Source organism: Saprospiraceae bacterium (genome assembly GCA_016712145.1).
In the GTDB taxonomy this organism is placed as follows: Bacteria; Bacteroidota; Bacteroidia; order Chitinophagales; family Saprospiraceae; genus Vicinibacter.
Genome location: JADJRO010000001.1, coordinates 90,959 through 112,794 on the forward strand (window position 1 = coordinate 90,959; position 21,836 = coordinate 112,794).

General features: G+C 37.0%; 17 protein-coding genes. 12 read left to right on the forward strand and 5 right to left on the reverse strand.

Going from position 1 to position 21,836, the window contains the following annotated elements; translation table 11 throughout:
* Positions 1 to 153 precede the first annotated feature (153 nt).
* The 3 genes from IPK91_00395 to IPK91_00405 all read right to left on the reverse strand — a co-directional run bounded on the left by IPK91_00395 (position 154) and on the right by IPK91_00405 (position 6,108).
* Entirely contained in the window at positions 154 to 3,882 is a 3,729-nt protein-coding gene (locus IPK91_00395; GenBank protein ID MBK8295758.1) for a gliding motility-associated C-terminal domain-containing protein, read from the reverse strand.
* 116 nt (positions 3,883 to 3,998) lie between these two features.
* Positions 3,999 to 5,243 (reverse strand): imidazolonepropionase, encoded by a 1,245-nt coding sequence (locus IPK91_00400; protein MBK8295759.1) that lies wholly within the window; start codon positions 5,241 to 5,243, stop codon positions 3,999 to 4,001.
* Positions 5,244 to 5,265: 22 nt separating this feature from the next.
* Positions 5,266 to 6,108 carry an SPOR domain-containing protein gene (locus IPK91_00405; GenBank protein ID MBK8295760.1) on the reverse strand — a complete coding sequence of 281 codons (843 nt, stop codon included), beginning with the start codon at positions 6,106 to 6,108 and terminating at the stop codon, positions 5,266 to 5,268.
* 195 nt (positions 6,109 to 6,303) lie between these two features.
* Here IPK91_00405 and IPK91_00410 point away from each other — a divergent pair, with 195 nt between their 5' ends.
* Positions 6,304 to 7,293, forward strand: a complete 990-nt coding sequence (locus tag IPK91_00410; protein ID MBK8295761.1) for a ketoacyl-ACP synthase III — start codon at positions 6,304 to 6,306, stop codon at positions 7,291 to 7,293.
* Positions 7,294 to 7,300: 7 nt separating this feature from the next.
* Positions 7,301 to 8,248: a nitronate monooxygenase gene (locus IPK91_00415; protein MBK8295762.1), complete on the forward strand. Its 948-nt coding sequence runs from the start codon at positions 7,301 to 7,303 to the stop codon at positions 8,246 to 8,248.
* 100 nt (positions 8,249 to 8,348) lie between these two features.
* Here IPK91_00415 and IPK91_00420 read toward each other — a convergent pair whose 3' ends face one another.
* Together IPK91_00420 and IPK91_00425 are read right to left on the reverse strand one after the other, a co-directional pair.
* Positions 8,349 to 9,089, reverse strand: coding sequence for a hypothetical protein (locus tag IPK91_00420; GenBank protein ID MBK8295763.1), 741 nt, complete (start codon positions 9,087 to 9,089; stop codon positions 8,349 to 8,351).
* Positions 9,090 to 9,565: 476 nt separating this feature from the next.
* Positions 9,566 to 11,269: a S8 family peptidase gene (locus tag IPK91_00425; protein ID MBK8295764.1), complete on the reverse strand. Its 1,704-nt coding sequence runs from the start codon at positions 11,267 to 11,269 to the stop codon at positions 9,566 to 9,568.
* A gap of 123 nt (positions 11,270 to 11,392) precedes the next feature.
* On the opposite strand from IPK91_00425, the gene IPK91_00430 reads away from it, so the two are divergent.
* From IPK91_00430 to IPK91_00475, 10 genes are all read left to right on the forward strand, one after another.
* Positions 11,393 to 12,223, forward strand: coding sequence for a hypothetical protein (locus IPK91_00430; protein ID MBK8295765.1), 831 nt, complete (start codon positions 11,393 to 11,395; stop codon positions 12,221 to 12,223).
* Between the two features lie 14 nt (positions 12,224 to 12,237).
* A complete protein-coding gene (locus IPK91_00435) occupies positions 12,238 to 14,154 on the forward strand; it encodes a RecQ family ATP-dependent DNA helicase (GenBank protein ID MBK8295766.1) in 1,917 nt (638 codons plus the stop codon).
* Positions 14,151 to 15,224: a glycosyltransferase gene (locus IPK91_00440; protein MBK8295767.1), complete on the forward strand. Its 1,074-nt coding sequence runs from the start codon at positions 14,151 to 14,153 to the stop codon at positions 15,222 to 15,224. Before IPK91_00435 ends, IPK91_00440 begins: the two co-directional genes overlap by 4 nt.
* 162 nt (positions 15,225 to 15,386) lie before the next feature.
* Positions 15,387 to 16,148 (forward strand): hypothetical protein, encoded by a 762-nt coding sequence (locus IPK91_00445; GenBank protein ID MBK8295768.1) that lies wholly within the window; start codon positions 15,387 to 15,389, stop codon positions 16,146 to 16,148.
* Between the two features lie 102 nt (positions 16,149 to 16,250).
* Positions 16,251 to 16,469 (forward strand): DUF3098 domain-containing protein, encoded by a 219-nt coding sequence (locus IPK91_00450; GenBank protein ID MBK8295769.1) that lies wholly within the window; start codon positions 16,251 to 16,253, stop codon positions 16,467 to 16,469.
* 75 nt (positions 16,470 to 16,544) lie between these two features.
* A complete protein-coding gene (gene truB, locus IPK91_00455) occupies positions 16,545 to 17,249 on the forward strand; it encodes a tRNA pseudouridine(55) synthase TruB (protein MBK8295770.1) in 705 nt (234 codons plus the stop codon).
* A gap of 67 nt (positions 17,250 to 17,316) precedes the next feature.
* Positions 17,317 to 18,228, forward strand: coding sequence for a gliding motility-associated ABC transporter ATP-binding subunit GldA (gene gldA, locus IPK91_00460; protein ID MBK8295771.1), 912 nt, complete (start codon positions 17,317 to 17,319; stop codon positions 18,226 to 18,228).
* 1 nt (position 18,229) lies between these two features.
* Positions 18,230 to 18,961, forward strand: coding sequence for an ABC transporter permease subunit (locus IPK91_00465; protein ID MBK8295772.1), 732 nt, complete (start codon positions 18,230 to 18,232; stop codon positions 18,959 to 18,961).
* Positions 18,961 to 20,667, forward strand: coding sequence for a gliding motility-associated ABC transporter substrate-binding protein GldG (gene gldG / locus IPK91_00470; protein MBK8295773.1), 1,707 nt, complete (start codon positions 18,961 to 18,963; stop codon positions 20,665 to 20,667). The genes IPK91_00465 and gldG overlap by 1 nt, the downstream gene beginning before the upstream one ends.
* A complete protein-coding gene (locus IPK91_00475; protein ID MBK8295774.1) occupies positions 20,664 to 21,680 on the forward strand; it encodes a DUF4340 domain-containing protein in 1,017 nt (338 codons plus the stop codon). Before gldG ends, IPK91_00475 begins: the two co-directional genes overlap by 4 nt.
* Positions 21,681 to 21,836 lie beyond the last annotated feature (156 nt).

The following is a 21,836-nucleotide window of genomic DNA, read 5'->3' on the forward strand; positions in this document are numbered from 1 at the left end:
ATAATTCAAATAGATTTTATCAACAATCAACAATCAACAATCAACCATCAACAATCAACCATCAACAATCAACCATCAACAATCAACAATCAACCATCAACTACCAACCATCAACTATCAACTATCAACTATCAACTATCAACTATCAACTAATTATCTAAGCAAGGTCAAATCACCGCGATAGACAACAGTTGCTCCATCCCGGAATAATGCTTCAATAATATAAACAAAGACACCAGGATTCATATAATCACCTGTATTTCCAAAGCGGCCATTCCAGGTATTAATTGAGCCATTGCTTATATCGGGATTTTCCTCGATATACACTTTATTGCCCCATCGATCAAATATCTGAACTGATTTAATTGCATCAACTCCTGAGCCGGTAGTTATTGTAAAGAAGTCATTGATATTATCTCCATTTGGAGAAAATGTATTAGGTACATATAATTTGCGTGCATTACGGACAATGATGGTAATCTTATCGCTGACTTCACAACCATTTTCATCGATTACGGTCAAAAGGTATTCTGTATTTCTGCCTGGTCTCACAAATGAACTGGCATTACCCGGAGTACTTACAGATCCTGATGGATTCCAAATGATGGTGTCTATCAATACATTTGAATTTAATTTACCATCCAGAAAGATACTATCACCTAATTGGATCGTGTCGAAATCCTTACCAAAATTTAAAGAGAGTAAATTGGTTGGATTACTTATCGTGATGGTAGTATCAACAAAACAATTATTCTTATCATAAATTCGAACCATGTAAGAACCACTAAATAATGGAACCGTTTCGCTTAAATTATTTGGAGCCCCATTATCAACAGTAAAGCGATACAATGGTCCACTGCCACCGTTTGCCTGAAGCACACTAAATAAAATCTGGTCATTGGTACAACGTGGGGTATCGATTGGACTTAATGAAAATTGTAATGGCGGGGGTTCTTTGATCGTATAGCTGGCAGTCCCAGTGCATCCTTTAACATCTGTAACGGTTAAGATATAATTTCCAACAGGTAAATTGGTTGCAACGGAATCCTGCATAATTGGTGGATTCCAGGAAAATATTCCTTTTCCTCGATTTCCACCGGTCCATGCAGTTGTAATCCTTCCGTCATTTCTTCCTGAACACGTTATGTCCAAAGTTGCTCCTAAAATGACATCCACCCGAACCGAATCAGGTTGTCTCAATCGGATAGAATCCAGATAAACACAATTAAAACTATCCTTTATATTTACATAATACATTCCATCGCCTAAATTCCCAAGGCTTGGTGTATTTAACATGGGGTTAACCCAACAATATTGGTAAGGACCGGTTCCCCCTTTTGCCTTGATATTAATTTGACCATCGTTTGATAAATAACATCTTGGAGGAATAATACTTAAACCAGGCGTATCAATACTGATTGGAATTGCGGCTGGAACATTAAAGAAAAACGTATCTGCACAAAATCCATTGGTTACAATTACATATTGATTGCCAGAACAAAGTGTGTTGGTTGTATCTGAATTTATAAATACTTGTTCACCATTGGGCCAGGTAATAGAATACGTTGAATCTTTTCCGGTTGCTAACACAATGGCTTGCGCATCGCAGGTTCCTACAGTAGAGCAAGTAGGTGCTTTGATTGAAGACAATTGAATTGATGTTTTTAATGGGTCCGTCAATGTGAAACAAGTATCCAATGCCGGACAACCTCCCATGTCATCAACATGTAAACAATAGGTGCCTGAAACAAGATTGGTATTCACAGCATTTTGAACGCCATTATCCCAATTATATATTAATACACCTTGTCCGCCAGTAACATTTACAATGATAAACCCATCATTCCTACCAAAACATTGTGGATCTCTTATGTTGCTTGAATTGATTTTAATTGCATTTCCAGTTACATCCAATGTAACTGAATCAATTGCTTCACATCCATTCTGATCTGTAATGGTCACATAATAAATACCAGCAGCAACATTATTTAAAACAGCTGAATTACCAGCAACGTTCCATTTAAAGCTTTGAATGGGTCTGGAACCAGGGGTAAAAACAACTTCGACTCGACCTGTTGCATCACCCGGACAAATCGGTTTAATTAATTTAAAACTATCAATGCGAGGACCATTTGGTTGAATCACTTGATAGGATTTTACTAAGGTACAATTGTTGGCATCCGTCAATGTTACCGTATAATTCCCTTGGGAAAGATTCGTAATTCGGGAACCCATAAAAGAGGTATTCCATTTAAATGAATAGGGCCCAATTCCCCCAAATCCACGTATGTCTATAAATGCATCCATTCCAGGTTGGCAAGATTCTGTGGTGTCAATGGAGTTTTCAAGAATTTCCAATTTGCTTGGTTCAGACAACACGATGGTGTCTATTCGTTCACATCCTGCATTATCAGTAATTTTTAGATAGTAGGTCCCTTTTGGGATTTTTGGACTGATATACGTTGAGACACCATTTTGCCCACCAAAAACAGATTGATTTAATTGATTGGTGAGTTGAAACAAACACGGCGTATTTAAGACCCCTGCAGAACTGATATATGAATAAATTCTACCGCTGTCACCAAAACATTTTATGGTATCTATTACAATGGAATCCAGCAGGTTTCCAGAAAATTTGACGTCAAAATATTGCGTATCTCGACAACCTCTGCAATCTTCAATGATCACAAATTGATTGCCAGATAAACTGTCATTGATACTCACCGTATCACAAATATTATCATTGGTGTTTTGACTCCAGTAGAAGCAATATCCAGTTACCGGACAAGGATCTCCTCCAGTAGCCCTGGCTAAGACAATACCATCCTGTTTGCAGCTGGCATCTTTCAAAATATTCACCTGTCCAAATAAGGTATCTGCAAATAAGGTAAAACTATCTTGAGCATAGCAACCTACTGAATCTTTCACACTGACCATGTAAGTCCCTACAGGTAATTTATTAATGGTTGTTACTCCATACGAATTCAAAGGGCGCCAACCAATTACATAAGATCCGGATCCCCCCGTAATTCGTATAGAAATTGATCCATCGGATGTATTCCAGCAAGTAGGATTTTTAAGGCCATTTTGAAAAATGGCTATCGGACTTGCGAGACCAATCACCAAATTGATCAAAGTATCTTTACCCGTTGAATCGGTAACACGTATCTGATAATTTCCCGGAAATAAACCGTTATAAATAACACAATCACCACTTTTTTGAAGGGTGTCATTTTGAACTGGAGCTGTTATTTTGTCAACTCGGTAGGGTGGTGTTCCACCATAGGGCTTTATGGTAATCGTACCGGTATTGGTAAATGTTCCACAGGAGTAAGTTATGACGCAAAGATCTACCGGTTGGCCAATGCAGATTTGATTGTCATTGGGATTGATTTCTTCGAAGCAGTATTCATCTGCATTACAATCCAAAACTTCATTTTGAATGGGAGATTTATTAAAAAAATTGATATTGGTACAACTACCTGGTTCTCCAATCAATTTAAATTTAATCATGATCAACGTATCGCCATCTTGCAATCCGGCACAATTTCCATTTGGATTTGCCCAAAGGAATCGTACGATTTTACGGGTGTTGTCAAAATTAATATTGTTACTGGTGTCCAATCCAACAAGTTTATTATTGGCCCACTTACCAACAGGCATAATTACCAATGGATCATAGGCTATACCGAATTGAACTGAAAGTATGGTGTCAAACCGATATACCCGTACGGGCACCCAGATACAATCCCCTTTTGGGGCTGAACCGCCAATAATGTCAAATTGAACACATTTAGGCTGTGCAAAGGACGACTCAGGTTCGATTAGGCACAATAAGAAAATAAAGGGCAAAAAGTGCTTACATAGTATTTTATAGATCATCTTCAGATCATTTGGTCCGCAAAGATATTTAAAAAAAAGGTAATATGAAATTAAGGAAGCTCAGCAATTACAACGAAGTTTTTGCCGAAAATGGTTTGCAAAACTAGGGATTTTATTTAAATAACAGGTTGACCATGAATTAAAATACGATCGATCCATTTCGAGCCAAAAGAATAAGGCAGAAATTCGAAGCTTGAAACAGGGTTTGTGATGATTAAATTCGCTGCTTTTCCAGGAGTCAAACTACCCATTTGATCTTGTATTTCCAGGCTGTAAGCCGCATTAAGGGTCATTGCATTAAAAGCTTCTTGTGGACTTAGCTTCATCTGAATGCAGGCCAAACTAAAAATAAACGGCATGCTGGATGACGGACAGGTTCCCGGATTAAAATCAGAAGCTAAAACCATGGGCAAGCCGGCTTCAATCATTGTTCGCGCCGGACCTTGTTCCAGATTCATGAAGAAAGCTGCTCCAGGCAAGAGCACCTGTAAGGTTTTTGAATTTTTTAGTTGTTCAATTTCTTGTGCGTTGCAGACCTCTAAATGATCTACGCTGATCGCTCGGTGGCGAATGGCAGTCTCAATGCCACCGCTGTGTGAAAATTGATTTGTATGGATGCGTGCTTTTAGGTTGTATTGGGAAGCTGCTTCCAGGATTTGATCTGTTTCAGAAGTGCTAAAGAAATTTTGTTCGCAAAAAACATCGCAATAGTCTGCCAATCCCTCTGCTGCGATTTGAGGCATCATCTGTTTGATGATTAAATCGATATAGCCTGCATGATTTTCTCTATATGCTATGGGGTAGGCGTGCGCAGCTAAAAAGCTGGCTTTAATTGGAATTGGAAAATTTTCTTTGAGTCTTTTTATGACCCTAAGAATTTTTAATTCGTTTACATGATCCAAACCATAGCCACTTTTAATTTCAATGGCGCCGGTTCCGTTTTGAATGGCTACTTGCAATCGTTGGGCCGCACGTGAATACAATTCATCTTCAGATAGTAATCCTAATTTTCGTGCAGAATTGAGGATGCCACCTCCTTTGGCGGCGATTTCCTGATAACTCAAGCCATGAATGCGATCTATGAATTCCTGTTCACGCCATTCAGCAAAAACCAGGTGCGTGTGACAATCTACAAATGAGGGCAGTATCAATCCATTTTTTGCATCCAGGATCTCACCTGAAAATTCAGGAGCATCCTGATCCGGTCCAAAAGATTTTATTTTTCCATGTTCGATCAACAAATAGGCCTGATTCAAACAATCTAATTGATTTAATTCTTTTCCCTTTTTAAGTGCCGGAGCTGTATCAGAAACTCCAACCAATTGTTTAACATTGCGAATCAGAAGGGACTTTGAATCCATGTTGTGAAGTCTGGGGAATTTATTAATTTGCTTTTACCACACCTGAAAAATGGTTCTTTTGCATGTATGCTAAAAAAACAACCGCCTCTTCTTCTGTTTCAAATTCACCAATGCGCACTTTAAATGTAGTTTTAGATTTCCCTGTTTCAGTTGCTATCAGTATTTGCTGATTGAAGTTAGCGGCTAACTGAATTGATAGATTGTCTGCATTGTCCCGACTTGAAAATACTCCCGCCTGGATGTGATACGATTTAGAAGCGCCTGATACATTTTGATTGAATTTTGATTCATTTTGATAAGAGGTTTCTGTGCTGGCAGACACGTTACGTTCATTTCCATTTGATTCTTGTGAAATTTTTTCTGAATCAAATTCATCCGATTCTAATAATGGCAATTCAATGCTCACGTTTTCATCAAGATTCGCTTCCTGACTTTTATTTTTAGCAGATTCTGGTTTAGGCATTTGATCCAGATTTTCTTCCACCCAAGCAATAAAGGATTCTGCATTAAAAGATTCTTCTTTTCTTGAAAGAATTTTTCCAGAAGCTTTCATTAATATGATTGTAGGAAGTGCTTGTATTTTATATTCCGCTTTTAAATTTTTTTGTTCGTCAATATCTACTTGAAATAAGATAGCGTGTTCAGCTATAAATTGTTGGACTTTTACATTTCCAAAAACAGCTTGTTCCATGTCTTTTGCTGGAATACACCATTTGGCTGTAAATTCCATAATAACAATTTTATTTTCCTGACAGGCTTTCGCTTTGGCAGCGTTGATTGTTTTTTCAGTTGGAAAATTGCTGGCTTGGAGTTGTAAACCGGAGATCCAAAGGATCATCAATGAATAAAATTTAATTGCGTTCATGTTTTTGAGTTTTTTGGTAATGAATAATATCTTAAACAGATGCAAAAAATAGACCAAAAATTAAGTTATTAATAAAATATATATATAAAACGTTATATATAAGCAAAATACGCTTTATAAAAAAATTTAATAAGTTAATTGATTTGTTTCAGTTTTCTGATATCCATGTATCTTTACAGGCTCAAATCAGCTAGCATGACCAAGTTATTAGCATCTATTAAAGGCATTCAAGGATATGTTCCCGATTATGTGTTGACCAATGCCGAGTTAGAAAAAATGGTAGATACCACAGACGAATGGATTACCACCCGAACGGGAGTCAAAGAGCGACACATTCTTAAAGAGCCTGGCATGGCTACTTCAGATTTAGGTAAAAGGATGGTGGAAGAATTGTTGAAAAAGACGGGGACGAAACCGGAAGAAATTGAGTTGTTGATTTGCTGTACCGTAACCGGTGATATGCGATTCCCAGATACGGCCAGTGCGATTTGTTATAAAGTGGGAATTAAAAATGCCTTTAGTTATGATATCAATGCTGCTTGTTCCGGATTTCTATTTGGATTAACAACAGCTTCAAAATTTATTGAAAGTGGAACGCATAAAAAAATTATTGTAGTTGGGGTTGATATGATGTCTTCGATAATTGATTATTCAGATCGAGCCACATGCATCATCTTTGGAGATGGAGGAGGAGCTGTTTTATTAGAGCCGGATGATAGTGGAAATGGCATTATTGATAGTGTATTGCACGTAGATGGAGCCGGGCGTGAATTCCTTCACATGAAGGCGGGCGGTTCGCTTAGACCACCTACACATGAAACCATTGATCGCAAAGAACACTTTGTTTTCCAGGATGGGAAACCAGTTTTTAAAGCAGCCATCAATGGGATGGTGGATACCATTCAAGAAATTATCAAGAGAAATCATTTAAGTTTAGACGACATCAACTGGTTGGTTCCACATCAGGCAAACATCCGTATTATAAATGGCGTTGCAGAAATGCTTGATTTTCCTAAGGAAAAAGTAATGATCAACATCCAGAAATATGGCAATACGACTTCAGGAACTATTCCCTTGTGTTTGTGGGAATGGGAATCAAAACTAAATAAAGGAGACAACTTGTTGTTATCTGCTTTTGGTGGAGGTTTTACCTGGGGTACCACTTTTCTGAAATGGGCATATTAATATATACATGCACACCAGGCTAACAAAATTATTAGGGATTCAATATCCGGTATTGATGGCCCCGATGTTTTTAGTTTCAAATGTGGCAATGGTTAAAGCTGCAGCTGCAAGTGGGATTGCGGGTTGTATTCCTGCTTTAAATTTCCGTACCAATCTGGAATTTAGAAAGGCACTGGAAGAATTACAAGCTGCGGGCATCTGTTATGGAATTAATTTGATAGTCAATAGGTCAAACTATAAATTTAAAGACCAACTAAAATTAGTCCTTGAATTTAAAGTGCCTTTTGTAATTACCTCATTGGGTAATCCATTTCAAGTCATAGAAGCATGCAAGCCGAAAGGGATCTATGTATTTTGTGATGTTTCTACCATCGAATATGCACACAAAGCAGCTGCATTACATCCAGATGGACTCATCGCAGTTACAAATCAAGCTGGAGGTCATTTGGGTCCTTTATCCCCGCAAGCATTTGTTCCAGAATTAATCCGATTATTTCCGAATCTTCTAATTATTTCTGCAGGTGGTGTAGGCGATTACAAATCTTTTAAAGAGAAATTAGGATTAGGGGTGGATGGGGTATCTGTCGGAACTGTATTTATCGCTTCAGAGGAAGCAGATGTATGCATGGAATACAAACAAGCTTGTGTAGATTATGGAGCTAAAGACATTGTTTGTACCACCAAGCTAAGCGGCATTCCCTGTACGGTAATCAACACAGACTATGTCAAAAAAATCGGAATCAAACAAAATGCTTTGCAGAAATTACTAAGCAAAAATAAAACTTTAAAAAAGTGGTTTAAACTTTGGACATACAAACGAGGAATGGATACACTTTACAATGCTGCTTTTGATGCGGGGTATCACAATGTATGGTGCGCCGGTACTACCGTAGATTATATAGATGCAATCCGACCTGTTAGTGAAATAACTAAAAGGATTGTAAGCGAGAAATAAAAAACCCAACAAAATGATCATGTATTAATCATCTTGTTGGGTTAATTGTAAATTATCTATTTTAATCCAACTGATTGAAATAGTCTTTTTTCTTTAATAATTATTTTAAAATTTTCCGGAGGTGTTCATCTACACCATTAACACACTCGTTCCAGCTTTTCCAGAAATTATCATAAGATCCGACACCGTGAACGGATTCAAAATCTTCTTTAAATTTAATGTCCATATCAAAATCAGCATAATGATCAAAATTATATACAATAGATGTATCTTTTCCGACATTATTCCACAGCTCATTGTAAAATACTCTTGAGGAGAATGGGTATTTTTTTGCTTCCCAAACTGCTTTATTTTTTTTCATCAACTCTGCAAATAAGTAACGCATTCCAGGCTTGATGTCTACTACCCAAACATCTAAATGGCTTGGATTGTAATTAGCAGGGGTATAAGAAAGTTCATCTTTTAATTTCCAGAAATTGGATTCACCATATTCTTCTACATGGACATCCACATTTTTATCCCAATCGTCATCATGTTTGGCATCTCCTTGTGGCAAATGATCCATATCAGTATAGGTCAATGGTCCCATGCCCCATATGTACCAACCATCACTTTTACTTCCTTCAGTTACAATTGCTAAGGATGCTTTAGAGGGTCCTGAAGCGTGAAACAGTGCATTGTGAGCTTTTACTCCTTGTTCAAATTGTTTTTCATGCCCTCGTTTTGGTTTGATAAGCATGTTGTTATACATTGAATAGCTAGGTTTTGAAGCATCCGTTTGTGCTATTGCGAGTTCTGTAAACATGCAGAAGCATAGCGCAATTAAAATCATTTTTGACATAAATTGTATTTAATAATTAATAATAAGTAAATGTAACAAAAAGGAGCATAGCAAGCTGCAATGATTTTTGTCAGGTCCTTCGATTGCAACGAGCTGGTTGGCATTTATTTAATGCAATGCATACAAAAGATATAATTAATATTCAACTCACTACTAATTAGTTTCTCGCAAAGGCTCAGAGTCGCAAGGAAGCAAAGAAGCAAGGAAGCAAGGAAGTAAGGAAGTAAGGAAGTAAGGAAGCAAGGAAGCAAGGAAGCAAGGAAGCAAGGAAGCAAGGAAGCAAAGAAGCAAGGAAGTAAGGAAGGAAGTAAGGAAGTAAGGAAGCAATAGTTCCAGCCGTCAACTATCACCTAACAATTATCACCAAACAACTAAAACCTAATTAATTTCTCGCAAAGACGCAGAGGCGCAAAGAAAAGTAAAAATTCCTGCTACCAACTACCAATTACCAACTATCAACTATCAACTATCAACTATCAAGTCCTTGGCTGAGAAGGATTTTGAATACCTCCTTCCGGATCGAAACGTTCTGAATTTTTGAGTTTCTTTTTGCCTTTGGTTTTAGAAGCTAGTTTTACAGCTTCATAACTGTTGATCATACCACCAGATACAGAAATATCTGATAATTTAGCATCCGTCTTAATGCCTGGAACGGTTACTTTACTAGTTTCTTTTACAGCACTCTCCAGTAATATTTTACGAACTTGTTTTGCGGTCAATTCTGGAAAATACGAGCGGATCAAGGCAGCAACGCCTGCCGCAATCGGACTGGCCATCGAGGTTCCTTGTTCGTTTTTGTATTTGTTATCTGGAACCGTTGAATAAATTTGAACTCCTGGAGAAAATAAATCAACCGATTTTTTACCATAATTAGAAAACCCTGCGATGGATTTTGGTGCGCCTTCAAAAGATAAGGCACCAACTTCTAACCAGTTCGATGCTTTATTACATCCCAGAAATTTTTTCTTGGCAAAATACTTATTTGGAAAATTAGCCACCTTGTCATTATTCTCTGCAGAATTGCCGGATGCGTGTACTAATAGAACATCGTGATCTTTTGCATATTTTACTGCTGCATCCACTGTTTCTTTATCGGGTGAATGACCTTTCCCAAAACTCATGTTAATAATTGAAGCACCATTGTCAACTGCATATCGAATGGCATTGGCAACATCTTTGTCGCGTTCATCTCCATCGGGTACACAACGCACTGACATAATGCGCACATGATCTGCTACACCATCAATGCCAATCCCATTTTCTCTTTTTGCAGCAACCAATCCAGCTACATGCGTGCCATGTGATGCATCCGGACCTTCTACGTCATTGTTACCATAAATACGTTCATTGACATTGTCATAATTGTCTCCGATAATGGTTCTGGGATTGTAATCCGGATTAAATGCATATTTTAATTCATTGGTGTAATGTTTTTTTCCTTCTTCAAAATCATTAACTAAAAATGATTTCAGTTCAGCAACATTTTTAAAGTTTGAGTTTTCTGCCAGTATTTGTTTAGTCATCGCAATGCTCATCGAAAGGGACTTGGAATCTTTTTCATCAATGTTATTGATGTTTTCCAAATTCAAAGCCTGCTCACCCAGAGCATTTGATAAAGTATCAAGCAATCCAAGAATTAATTTTTCAGTGTGTTGAATATAATCCAAATTCGTTTGGGCACTTTTTTGGCGACTTTCAGTATCCGTTTTTAATTTAATGAATTGGTCGTATTCTTTTTTCTGTTTTCCGGTTAATTTAGTACGATCTGCTTGTTCATATTTGTAGCGGAGCTGCGCATACAAGCGAGTCGCTTCATACGTATCATTGGCAACATTTCCATTTTTACCTCCAATAAAATTCCAACCATGGATATCATCGATATAGCCATTTTTATCATCGTCGATGCCATTCCCAGGGATTTCTTTTGGATTGGTCCACATAACATCTTTTAAATCATCGTGGTCTGGTTCAACACCGGAATCCAGGATTGCAACGACGATGGTTTTAGCTTTCTTGCCTGCCAATAATTCTTTGTAGGCTTTTTCAGTTGAAGTTCCATTGAGTCCATCCAGAGATTTGTCCAATAGATGCCAATTTCTTGGTAAAGCATCTTGGCCAAAAAGGTTTTGAAACATTAACAGACTGATTACCAGGAACAAATTAGGTATTAAAAAACGCATATAATTACAGTTTAAGAATTTATTTAATGAATAAAGTGTTATTAATCAATATTTAAAATATAATATATAAATATTATTTGAAATATGTTTGTATTTTTGCCTTGTGTCATTAGCAGGTCAAAGATGAGAATAACAGTTTTAAGTATCCTTAGTTTATGTTGGCTTCAAGGCATAACGCAAAACATTGACCTTGGAGTATCTTTTGGGGCATCCAATTACAGTGGAGATTTAACTGAATCGATCAAAGCTTCTGTAAAACAAAGTCACCCATGTTTCGGACTCCATCTCCGGGCTGAAATTGACCCGGTATTTAGTCTTCGATTGCATTTTATGCAATTAGCCGTGAGTGGGGATGATCGGTTTTCCACCCGCCCTGGCATTGATAAAAGGAAATTGCAATTTGAATCTCAAATACAGGAATTGGGTTTTTATGGTCAATTTCAATTATTGAGTCTGTTTTTAGAGCGGGCTCCAAGATTGAGTCCTTACCTGGAATTTGGGGTATCTGCCTTTCATTTTAATCCGAAAGCCAATTATTTTGGTAGTGCAGTTTCATTGCAAGCATTAGGAACTGAGGGGCAAGGGATGCCAAATTATGATCCAAAATATTCACTTTATAGTTATGCATTGAATTTTGGTTTTGGACTTCGATATTTTATTTCGAGTTCTTATTCATTAAGTTTGGATATGTTGGCACGACAGACCGGTACTGATTATTTGGACGATGCCTCAAAAAATTATGTTTCTTACCAGGAATTGCTTGAAAACAACGGACCGATTGCAGCAGCCCTCGGAAATAAAATCAATGCAGCTACGGGTACACAACGTGCAAATCCTGCCGATAAAGACTGGTATCAATCGCTGACCATTGGATTTTCTTATCATTTTGGTAAAAAATATCATTATTTTAATCCAAGTTTGCAGAAACATCAGATTCGCTGTCCACATTTTTAACAACACCCAATGCATTGGATCCACTGGAGATCCTTCAGAAATACTGGTCTTATCCAGATTTCAGATCCCCTCAAAGAGAAATTATTGATTCAATATTGTCAGGCAAAGACACTGTGGCGCTTTTAGCAACCGGAGCAGGGAAATCAATTTGTTTCCAGGTTCCGGCCCTCTGTTTGCCAGGAGTTTGTTTAGTTATCTCCCCACTTATTGCGTTGATGCAAGATCAAGTAGCCCGTTTAAAAGAATTGGGGATTCAAGCTGCAGCCATTCACTCTGGCATGCATTGGAATGAAATGGATGCGGTCTTATCAAGAGCCCGATACGGTGATTTAAAGTTGCTTTATTTATCTCCCGAGCGATTGGAAACAAAAGACAGTTTAGAAGCGATCCAATCCATTCCGATCAGCTTAATTGCAGTTGATGAAGCGCATTGTATTTCTCAATGGGGACATGATTTTAGACCGGCATATCTTAAGATTGCAGGGATCAGGGAATATACGAAAGCACCCATCCTGGCATTAACAGCAACAGCGACGCAAAAAACTCGGGAAGAAATTTGTACGCACTTAAAGTTGGTTGCACCTGCTGTATTTGAAACCAGTTTTCGACGTAAAAATTTATCGCTGCTTTTATATGAAGAGGAGCAGAAAATGGAGGCGCTCTTACATTTTTTAAAACCGATTAAAGAAAGTGCCATTGTCTATTCAAGAAATCGCAGACAAACCATTGTTTTAGCACAATTCCTTGTCCAATCAGGGATATCTGCAAGGGGCTATCATGCTGGCTTATCAACAACGGATCGAAATCAAATTCAAAAAGATTGGATTGCAAATAAAACCCAAGTGGTTGTTGCAACCAATGCATTTGGGATGGGTATTGATAAACCAGATGTGCGACTGGTAGTTCACCTGGATTTGCCCCAAGGGCTGGAAGAGTATTTTCAGGAAGCAGGCCGGGCAGGTCGGGATCAAAAAAAGTCGTATGCAGTTTTATTATACAATCAACAAGACATCAATCGCTTGCAACAACAATGGATTGACCAATTTCCAGATGAAGATTATATCCGCGAAGTATACAGGTGTCTTGCCTTGCATTATGAAATTCCTGAAGGCGCTATAACCAACGAATCCTTTGATTTTGATGTTTTAGAATTTAGCAAACGGTTTAAATTTAAACCGCTGATCTGTTTAAACGCATTAAAAATTTTAGAGCAAAACGAACGAATTGCTCTGACAGAAGGAATTCGTTCACCTTCCCGATTGCAAATCATTGCAGATATTGAAACACTGAATTCTTATCGGAATCGCGATCCTAAACTTGACCTATTGATTCAAGCATTGTTTCGAAATTATGAAGGGATCTTTTCAGTTGCTGTACAAATTCAGGAACAGAGTTTAGTTTCGATCTGTCAATTGGATCTTGAAAAGATAATTCAACTATTAAAATATTTACATTCTGAACAGCTTGTAGATTATCATCCTGCCGGCAATAAACCCCAGGTACTTTTTATTAATACGCGAATCCGAAGTACGGTGCTTACCATAAATAAAGTGTTGTTTCAACAACAAAAGGAACGGATGAAATTCAGAATCCAATGGATGTTGGATTTATTAAGTACTAACAAATGCAGACAAGTATTTATCGCAATGTATTTTGGACAAGAATCCGGTTCAGATTGCGGCATGTGTGATAATTGTTTGGCTAAAACCTTAGGCAAACCGGATAAGCAACTTTACTTAAAATGGAAACAACTTATTCTTGATGCATTAAACACAAAGCCTTCCATGACCTACCGCGAAATCTTGCATTTATTTCCAATCAATAAAAAATCATGGGTTGAGTCGATTGTGCAAGACATGGTCCTCGAGCAAGATCTCATACGACAACATGAATTAATCCGTTTAAATCCAAATAGGAATCCTCCTTCATGAGAATTATCATAACTGTAACAACGGATATTCATTACGACCAACGCGTTTGCAAAATAGCCAACAGCTTAACAAATGCGGGGCATTCCGTAGAGGTCATTGGAAGGTATAAGCTGCCATTGGCTCCACGATCTGATTTATTTCAAAAGCGATGGATTCATTGTTGGTTTAAGCGTAGTTTTTTGTTTTATGCGGAATTTAATATAAGGCTATTTTTAGTAGTGTTGTTTAAATCCTGTGATGCGATATATGCCTGTGATTTGGATACCTTATTGGCAGCAGGTCTGGTTTCAAAAATAAGAAATAAAAAATTGATTTTTGATGCACACGAATACATGGAAGAATCCGTTGAGCTTCGAAAGAAGAAATGGATTTCGTCTGTGTGGTCCTTCATTGGAAAACTAGCAATACCCTGGACTGATGAACGGATTACGGTATCAGATTCATTGGCTTACGAACTTCAATCCAAATACAAGCTACCTTTTCTGGTGATTAGAAATTTACCATATTTTCAAAACATACAACCCAGTGACAAGCCACAAAAAATCATTTGGTATCAAGGTGCCTTAAATGAAGGAAGGGGACTGGAGTTGGTTCTGGAATGTATGAATGATTTACCGGAGTATCGTTTTCATCTGGCAGGAACCGGTGATATTATAGAACAGCTGAAACATCGTACAAAAGAATTGGGATTAGAAAATCGCGTGCAGTTTTTTGGTCGTTTAAGCTATGAAGAGATGTTACACCATGCACAGAATGCGTTTGTAGGCATTGATTTATTAGAATCAGACAGCAAGAGTTATTGGTTCTCTTTAAGTAATAAGACCTTTGATTATATGCAGGCTTTATTGCCTTCGATTCAAATGAATTTTCCTGAATACCAGCAAATCCAAAACCAGTTTAAGACCAGTATATTATTAAAAGAACTTTCCAGAAATAGTTTTATCGATGCGATTATGAAATTTGAAAATACTGAATTTTATTTTGAATGTAAAAAGTCCTGCAGCTTGGCAAAAGAAAAATATCATTGGAAAGAGGAGGAGAAAATCTTATTGCCAATTTTTTGTAAATAAGTTAATTTTAGCTGTCAATTTGCATTTGATCATAACATTGCTTTTAATAAAGTAAAATATAGCATTACTTTTAGGGCTCCTAAAAAATTTCATGGACCAAAACCGTAGTTTTTCTTACATGCCTTAACTTATTCCTGGGTTCTTTTTCTTATTGGGATCGGAATGTTGGCATGGTTTCATGGTTTGGGTTTGGAAAGGAAGCTTAAAGAAAATACGGCATTGGCTGTTGAATTAAAGCAGGGGAGCAGTAAAGCCCAAATTCAGGAATTCAGAATCTGGTTAGAACAACAAGAACAACTGATTCCATCAAGCATCAAGCTGATCGAAGCAAAAGACTATCAAAACCTGATTGACAAAGAAATGGTTTCTCAGGATTCTTCTTTGGAATGGGGCACTTTAATGCCTGTACTCATTATTTTCAAACTGAAACAAGAATTTTTAGATAAACAACGTTTAAGTTCTTTTGAAGAGTCCGTTTATAAGCATTCCATCGTGAGCCATTTTAGTTATCAAAACGAAATCACAAGCAAATTATCAAATGTGGTCGACCGGATCCGAATGATTTTCCTTGGGATCACCTTGGTTTTTATCCTGGTAGGGCTTCTAATAAGTGATTATTTGGCTCAGGTATTTGTCGATTCCAGAACTGGAATCATACGCTCCTGGAATGAATTAGGAACAAATCCCCAGAAAATTATTCAACCGTATTTAAAACGAGCCAGCCTCTTGGGATTGGCTAGTGCTTGTATGAGCGTGTTCATTATGGGAATCATCATTTTATTGATTAATTACCTGCTTCCCTGGGGCCTCGAATGGCTTGAAACAAAAAAATTCTTTTACGTTTTGCTCATTTTGCTGATTTTAGGCCCAACTTTGCAATATTTCCTCGTGAAGCGAAAAATACTTTCAGTTATAAACAATTAAATAATGGGAGAATCCAAACAAAAAAAATCAAAATCAACGGTTCAGGCACCAAGCAATATTCAGGAAAAAATGAGTTCTGAAAAACGTACTTTTAATAAACCCATGCATGAAATGACCTATGGCTGGGCTCAATATAAATGGATGCTCATTGGATTGGGATTTATAACCTTGGGTTTAATATTGATGTCTGGAGGATGGATGCCGAGTCCGGATGTTTGGGATGAAAGCATTATTTACAGTTCCAGACGATTGGTTTTAGCACCCATTTGTATGATTATTGGACTGGGCCTGCAGATTTATGCAATTTTTAAGCTTGATTAGGGCTAATTAGGATTCAAGCCTTTTTGTTGTATTTAATTGTTTTGTTTCCGCACAAACAATCCTTCCAGCTATTTTATGCAGTTAACCAAAGATACCATACGACAGGCTGATTTTGCAGCAGGTTGTTTAATGTTGGTAGACAAACCTTTTGGACTTACTTCCTTTAAAGTAGTACACAAACTGCGCAGTCGAATTTCAGATCGCAACAAGACTAAACTTAAAATTGGGCATGCCGGCACTCTTGACCCACTGGCAACAGGTTTATTGATTCTGTGTACCGGGAAAATGACTCGGCAAATTGACAGCTATCAAGCTTTGGTCAAAGAGTATTCCGGGATTATTACTTTAGGGGCAACCAGACCAACGTTTGACATGGAAAGTCCTATCAATGAAGTGTTTAACTGGAATCACATTCAATCGGAGCAAATCGAATTGGTAAGACAAGGCTTTTTGGGCGAACAATGGATGACTCCACCCATCCATTCAGCTGTTCAGATCCAAGGCAAACGAGCCTATGAATTGGCTCGGAAAGGCTTAGAACCCCAATTGGAACCCCGTTTAATTTGTATCGATTCACTGAAAGTAGACAGTTCAAACTTGCCTGAGCTGCATTTTAATGTTGTTTGCAGTAAGGGCACCTACATCCGAAGTCTGGCTAATGAATTCGGCAAACGCCTGGGTTCAGGTGCATACTTAGCTGCCTTGCGTCGGGAAGCAATTGGCAACTATTCTGTTGACTCAGCATGGAATCTGGAAGAATTGCTTGATTTATTGAATTAAGCGTCCCATCTACATCGCATTTTTTGTATTCTTTCGTTATACCTTTGCCGATCATTTAAAATGAACTATGTCTATTCAGCTGCATAATCTTACCAAGATTTATGGTACACAGCTTGCGGTTGATCACATCAGTTTTTCAGCCGGTAAAGCTGAAATTGTTGGATTTTTAGGCCCTAATGGTGCAGGAAAAACAACAACCATGAAAATGATTTGTGGTTACCTGCAAGCAACTGAAGGAGATATTAAAGTCTGTGGGATGGACATCAAAGAATATCCAATTGAAGTAAAACGCAAAATTGGATATTTACCGGAACACAATCCATTGTATAAGGATATGTATGTTCGGGAATATCTCTTGTTTTTTGCTAAACTTCTTAAAATTTCAAATCCTAAAAAACGCGTAGAAGATTGCATTGAACTTACCGGTCTTAGCATCGAACAAAATAAGCGGATTGGTTCGTTGTCTAAAGGCTACCGCCAACGGGTGGGACTTAGTCAGGCTTTATTGCATGACCCGGAAGTGCTGATATTGGATGAACCAACCAGTGGCCTGGACCCAAATCAACTCATGGAAATCAGGCAATTAATAAGACGAATTGGAAATCAAAAAACCCTGCTGCTTTCAACCCACATCATGCAGGAAGTGCAGGCATTGTGTGATCGGGTTTTAATTATTAATAAAGGAAAATTAGTTGCTGATGAACCATTCGGCGCTTTACTCCAAATGCAAAAACATAAACGCATCATTTCAATAGAGTTTGCATCCCAAGTTGATGTAAGCCAGTTATCGAAAATCAGTTTTGTTGAATCTATTCAGAAAGTAACCGAGTTTAAATTTCTTTTACATTCGGCTGCCGAAAATGATATCCGGGAAGAATTATTTAAAATTTGTGCTAAAAATTCTTGGACCATTTTAGAAATGAAAGAAGAAAAATCCAGTATTGAATCTGTATTTAACCAACTAACAACTTCAAAATAATATGTGGACCCTGGCAACACGTGAAATCAGAAGTTTTTTCAGTAGCCTCATTGGGTACATGGTGATTGGTATTTTTGCAATTATTATGGGTTTGATTCTTTGGGTTTTTCCGGATTTTAGTTTGTTAAATTATAATTATGCTGGCTTAGATCAACTGTTTTCATTGGCACCTATGATGTTTGTTTTTTTAATTCCTGCCATAACCATGCGTTCATTTTCTGAAGAATTGCAAAATGGAACCTTAGAAATATTATTGACCAAACCCCTCCATGAATATGAAATAGTGCTTGGGAAATTTATTGCTGCACTTTGTTTAGTTGGCATTGCATTAATTCCAAGTGGATTGTATTATTTTTCAATTTATCAATTAGGGTCACCTATTGGCAACATTGATAGCGGTTCTGTATTAGGATCCTATATTGGATTGCTTTTTTTATCAGCAGGTTTTACCGCAATTGGAATATTTTGTTCCTCTTTATTTAAAAACCAAATCGTTTCATTTTTGTGTGCTTTATGTTTGTGTTATTTAATTTATTTTGGCTTTTTTTATATTTCAAAATTGCCAGTATTTTTTGGTAAGACCGATGATATCATTCAGCAATTGGGTATGGATTATCACTACAATTCGATGGGAAAAGCACAATTGCTACTTTCAGATTGTATCTATTTTATTAGTTTGGCTGGTTTTTTTATTTTTCTTACTGTTGAAACCATTAAAAGTAGAAACTTCTGATGGCATTCTTTGTAAAATTGGAACGAAGTGTAAGAATCCTTTTGGTTTTAGGGATTCTTGTTTTTATTAATATCATCGCATCCCTTTTTAATGCATCAGTCGATTTGTCAGAGGATCGTAGATTTTCACTTACTCCGGCAAGCATTCATACCATACAGAATATTAATGACAATATTTACATTCGGGTATTATTGGATGGTGAATTTCCTGCAGGGTTCAAAAGATTGAGACAAGGTGTAAACGATCTGTTGTTTCAATACAAAAAGAGAAACGGATTTATTTCATTTGAATTTGAAAATCCCAATGAAGGGTCTGTGGAGGAAATAAACAAGCGCAGGGAAAGTCTTACGAAAGATGGCTTGGTTCCAATAAACTTACAAGTACGCAGTGGGACAGAAAAAAATGAACAGTTGATTTACCCTTATGCGATCTTTAATTATGGCGAACGAAAAATAGCAGTGAGTTTATTAGAAAACGTTCCCGAATTAGATCAGGAAGAAAATCTCAACAACAGCATTTCACAACTTGAGTATAAATTTTCAAATGCAATCGATAAACTATTGCATCCTGAGAAGAAAAATGTATTATTAACAAGCGCCAACGGAGAATTGCCTACAGAGGAAACCAAAGCGATTGAAACCCTTTTACGCCCATTCTATAATGTAGGAAGAATTAATTTGGACAGTGTGTATCAAATTAAAAAAGAAGCAGATGTTTTGATTGTAAATAAGCCAACTAAGCCATTTTCTGAACGGGCTAAATTTATTTTGGATCAATATATAATGAATGGTGGCAAAGTGATCTGGTTTGTGGATGCTCTTAAAATGAGTCTGGATAGTTTAGCAACCCGAAGTGACTTTATTCCGGAACCACAAGATTTGAATTTAGGAGATCTCTTTTTTAAGTATGGTTTTCGGATTGAGTCAAACATGGTTTTGGATATGGAATGCTCTAGAATTCCTCAGGTTATTGGTAAAGCTGGAGACAAACCCCAGATCGAGTTATTTCCTTGGTACTATTTTCCAATTCCGGCACCTCGAACCAATCATCCGATTGTAAATAACATTGATAGAATTTTAATGGATTTTCCTGCGAGTATTGATACATTAAAAACAAAACAAGTTGTTCGAAAAATACCTTTAATTGTATCTTCTAATTACAGTCGGTTCCAATTAGCACCTGCAAAAGTAAGTTTTGACATATTGAGGTATAAGCCTGAACCTGAAAAATTTAATAAGCCGAATTTAATTATGGGATTGCTTCTGGAGGGGACTTTTAATTCTGCTTTTGAAAACAGAGTCGAAGAAGGCATGTTGCAATCACTAAAATCAATTCAAGCAGAATTTAAAAGCAGCAGTTCAGAGACCAAAATGATTGTAGTATCAGATGGGGATGTATTGAAGAATTTTTATGATTTTTCTACTAATAAATTTTCAACACTGGGATATAGTAAATTTGAAAAAACGACCTACAATGGGAATAAAGAGTTTTTTCTTAATTCCATAGAGTATTTAACGAATAGGGAAAATATTCTGGAAGCAAGATCCAAGCAATACAAAATCAGATTATTAAATCAAGTCAAAATTGATCAGGAGCGAAGTTATTGGCAGGTATTGAATTTAGGACTTCCTTTGGCTATATTAATTTTATTTGGAATCGTAAATACGTATTGGCGTAGAAAACGTTATACTAAAAACACAGCATGAGGCGCAATGCAATTTATTTTTTGGTTGTCTTATTTATAGGCCTTGGTGGATTAGCCTGGTACGGATTAAACAAACCGGATGAAAAAATGCGTGCCATTCTTGCAGACAGAGATTTTGAAATTGAGGACATTGAAGATGTTGGCAAGATATTTTTGGCTGGAAGAGATACAACACCCAATACCCTTGAATTGATTAATGGGACATGGATGATCAATGCTAAGTACAAGGCAAATCCAAATGCAGTTAAAAATTTATTAGAAACATTGCGGGATATTAAAATGCAGTCAATCCCTCCCAAAGGCCATGTTAAAGGGATTATGGAAGGACTGGCTGTTTTTGGAATAAAAGTTGAAATTTATTCCAGGAAACTTAAAAAATTAAAGACCTATTATGTAGGATCTGGAACGCACAGTGAATACGGTACGTATTTCTATATGGAAAATGGGCAGCAACCTTATATTATGGAGATTCCGCATTTTTCAGGGAATGTAAGAGAACGCTATGATTTAAGTGAGCTTGATTGGCGGGACCGCGGGGTCATGGATGTTGATTTTCAAGATATCGAGTCAGTACAAGTGAGTTATCTGGATGAAAAATCTGAGTCTTTTACGATACGTAAAATTGAAAACAGGTTAAAATTATTTGACTTTGCAAATCAAGAAATTTCTTTGAATTCAAAAGCAAAAAAGACGGTAGAAAACTATCTTAAAGAATTTCCGGATGTTGGTGCTGAAGCTATCCAGAATGATCATCCTCAACGAAAACTGCTTGAAGAATTGGAGCCATTTTGCACCATAGAAATTAAGCGTTTATCCAATCCAAATCCATTGATTTGTAAATTTTACCCTATAGAAATTGATTCTGTAGGCGAAGCATCTCAAGAAGTCAAACAGACCCATTTAAAAAGAGCCGAATTTTTCAGAATGCACGTAATCCGGAGCGACGGGGATTTTTTATTAGTGCAGTATCCGGTCGTAGAAAAATTATTTCGAACGCGTCAAAGTTTTCAATAGATCTTTTTATATTTGTTTTGTCTACAGGATTACACCCATCCTGAAGATCTATTTTTATGATTTGCAATTATGACACTGCAATCATAGCTATTTTTTAAAATTAATGGAGTCCTCGATAAGCCTTTCAAACGGGACTTGACTTTTTTGTAAACGCTT

Excerpts from the sequence above, each read along its gene's own strand:
- IPK91_00400 (MBK8295759.1), bottom strand. The coding sequence starts at position 5,243 with ATGGATTCAAAGTCCCTTCTGATTCGCAATGTTAAACAATTGGTTGGA.
- IPK91_00415 (MBK8295762.1), top strand. The coding sequence starts at position 7,301 with ATGCACACCAGGCTAACAAAATTATTAGGGATTCAATATCCGGTATTG.
- IPK91_00425 (MBK8295764.1), bottom strand. The coding sequence starts at position 11,269 with ATGCGTTTTTTAATACCTAATTTGTTCCTGGTAATCAGTCTGTTAATG.
- IPK91_00475 (MBK8295774.1), top strand. The coding sequence starts at position 20,664 with ATGAGGCGCAATGCAATTTATTTTTTGGTTGTCTTATTTATAGGCCTT.
- IPK91_00440 (MBK8295767.1), top strand. The coding sequence starts at position 14,151 with ATGAGAATTATCATAACTGTAACAACGGATATTCATTACGACCAACGC.
- gldG (MBK8295773.1), top strand. The coding sequence starts at position 18,961 with ATGGCATTCTTTGTAAAATTGGAACGAAGTGTAAGAATCCTTTTGGTT.
- IPK91_00395 (MBK8295758.1), bottom strand. The coding sequence starts at position 3,882 with ATGATCTATAAAATACTATGTAAGCACTTTTTGCCCTTTATTTTCTTA.
- IPK91_00430 (MBK8295765.1), top strand. The coding sequence starts at position 11,393 with ATGAGAATAACAGTTTTAAGTATCCTTAGTTTATGTTGGCTTCAAGGC.
- IPK91_00410 (MBK8295761.1), top strand. The coding sequence starts at position 6,304 with ATGACCAAGTTATTAGCATCTATTAAAGGCATTCAAGGATATGTTCCC.
- IPK91_00450 (MBK8295769.1), top strand. The coding sequence starts at position 16,251 with ATGCATGAAATGACCTATGGCTGGGCTCAATATAAATGGATGCTCATT.
- IPK91_00405 (MBK8295760.1), bottom strand. The coding sequence starts at position 6,108 with ATGAACGCAATTAAATTTTATTCATTGATGATCCTTTGGATCTCCGGT.
- truB (MBK8295770.1), top strand. The coding sequence starts at position 16,545 with ATGCAGTTAACCAAAGATACCATACGACAGGCTGATTTTGCAGCAGGT.
- IPK91_00445 (MBK8295768.1), top strand. The coding sequence starts at position 15,387 with ATGTTGGCATGGTTTCATGGTTTGGGTTTGGAAAGGAAGCTTAAAGAA.
- gldA (MBK8295771.1), top strand. The coding sequence starts at position 17,317 with ATGTCTATTCAGCTGCATAATCTTACCAAGATTTATGGTACACAGCTT.
- IPK91_00465 (MBK8295772.1), top strand. The coding sequence starts at position 18,230 with ATGTGGACCCTGGCAACACGTGAAATCAGAAGTTTTTTCAGTAGCCTC.
- IPK91_00420 (MBK8295763.1), bottom strand. The coding sequence starts at position 9,089 with ATGTCAAAAATGATTTTAATTGCGCTATGCTTCTGCATGTTTACAGAA.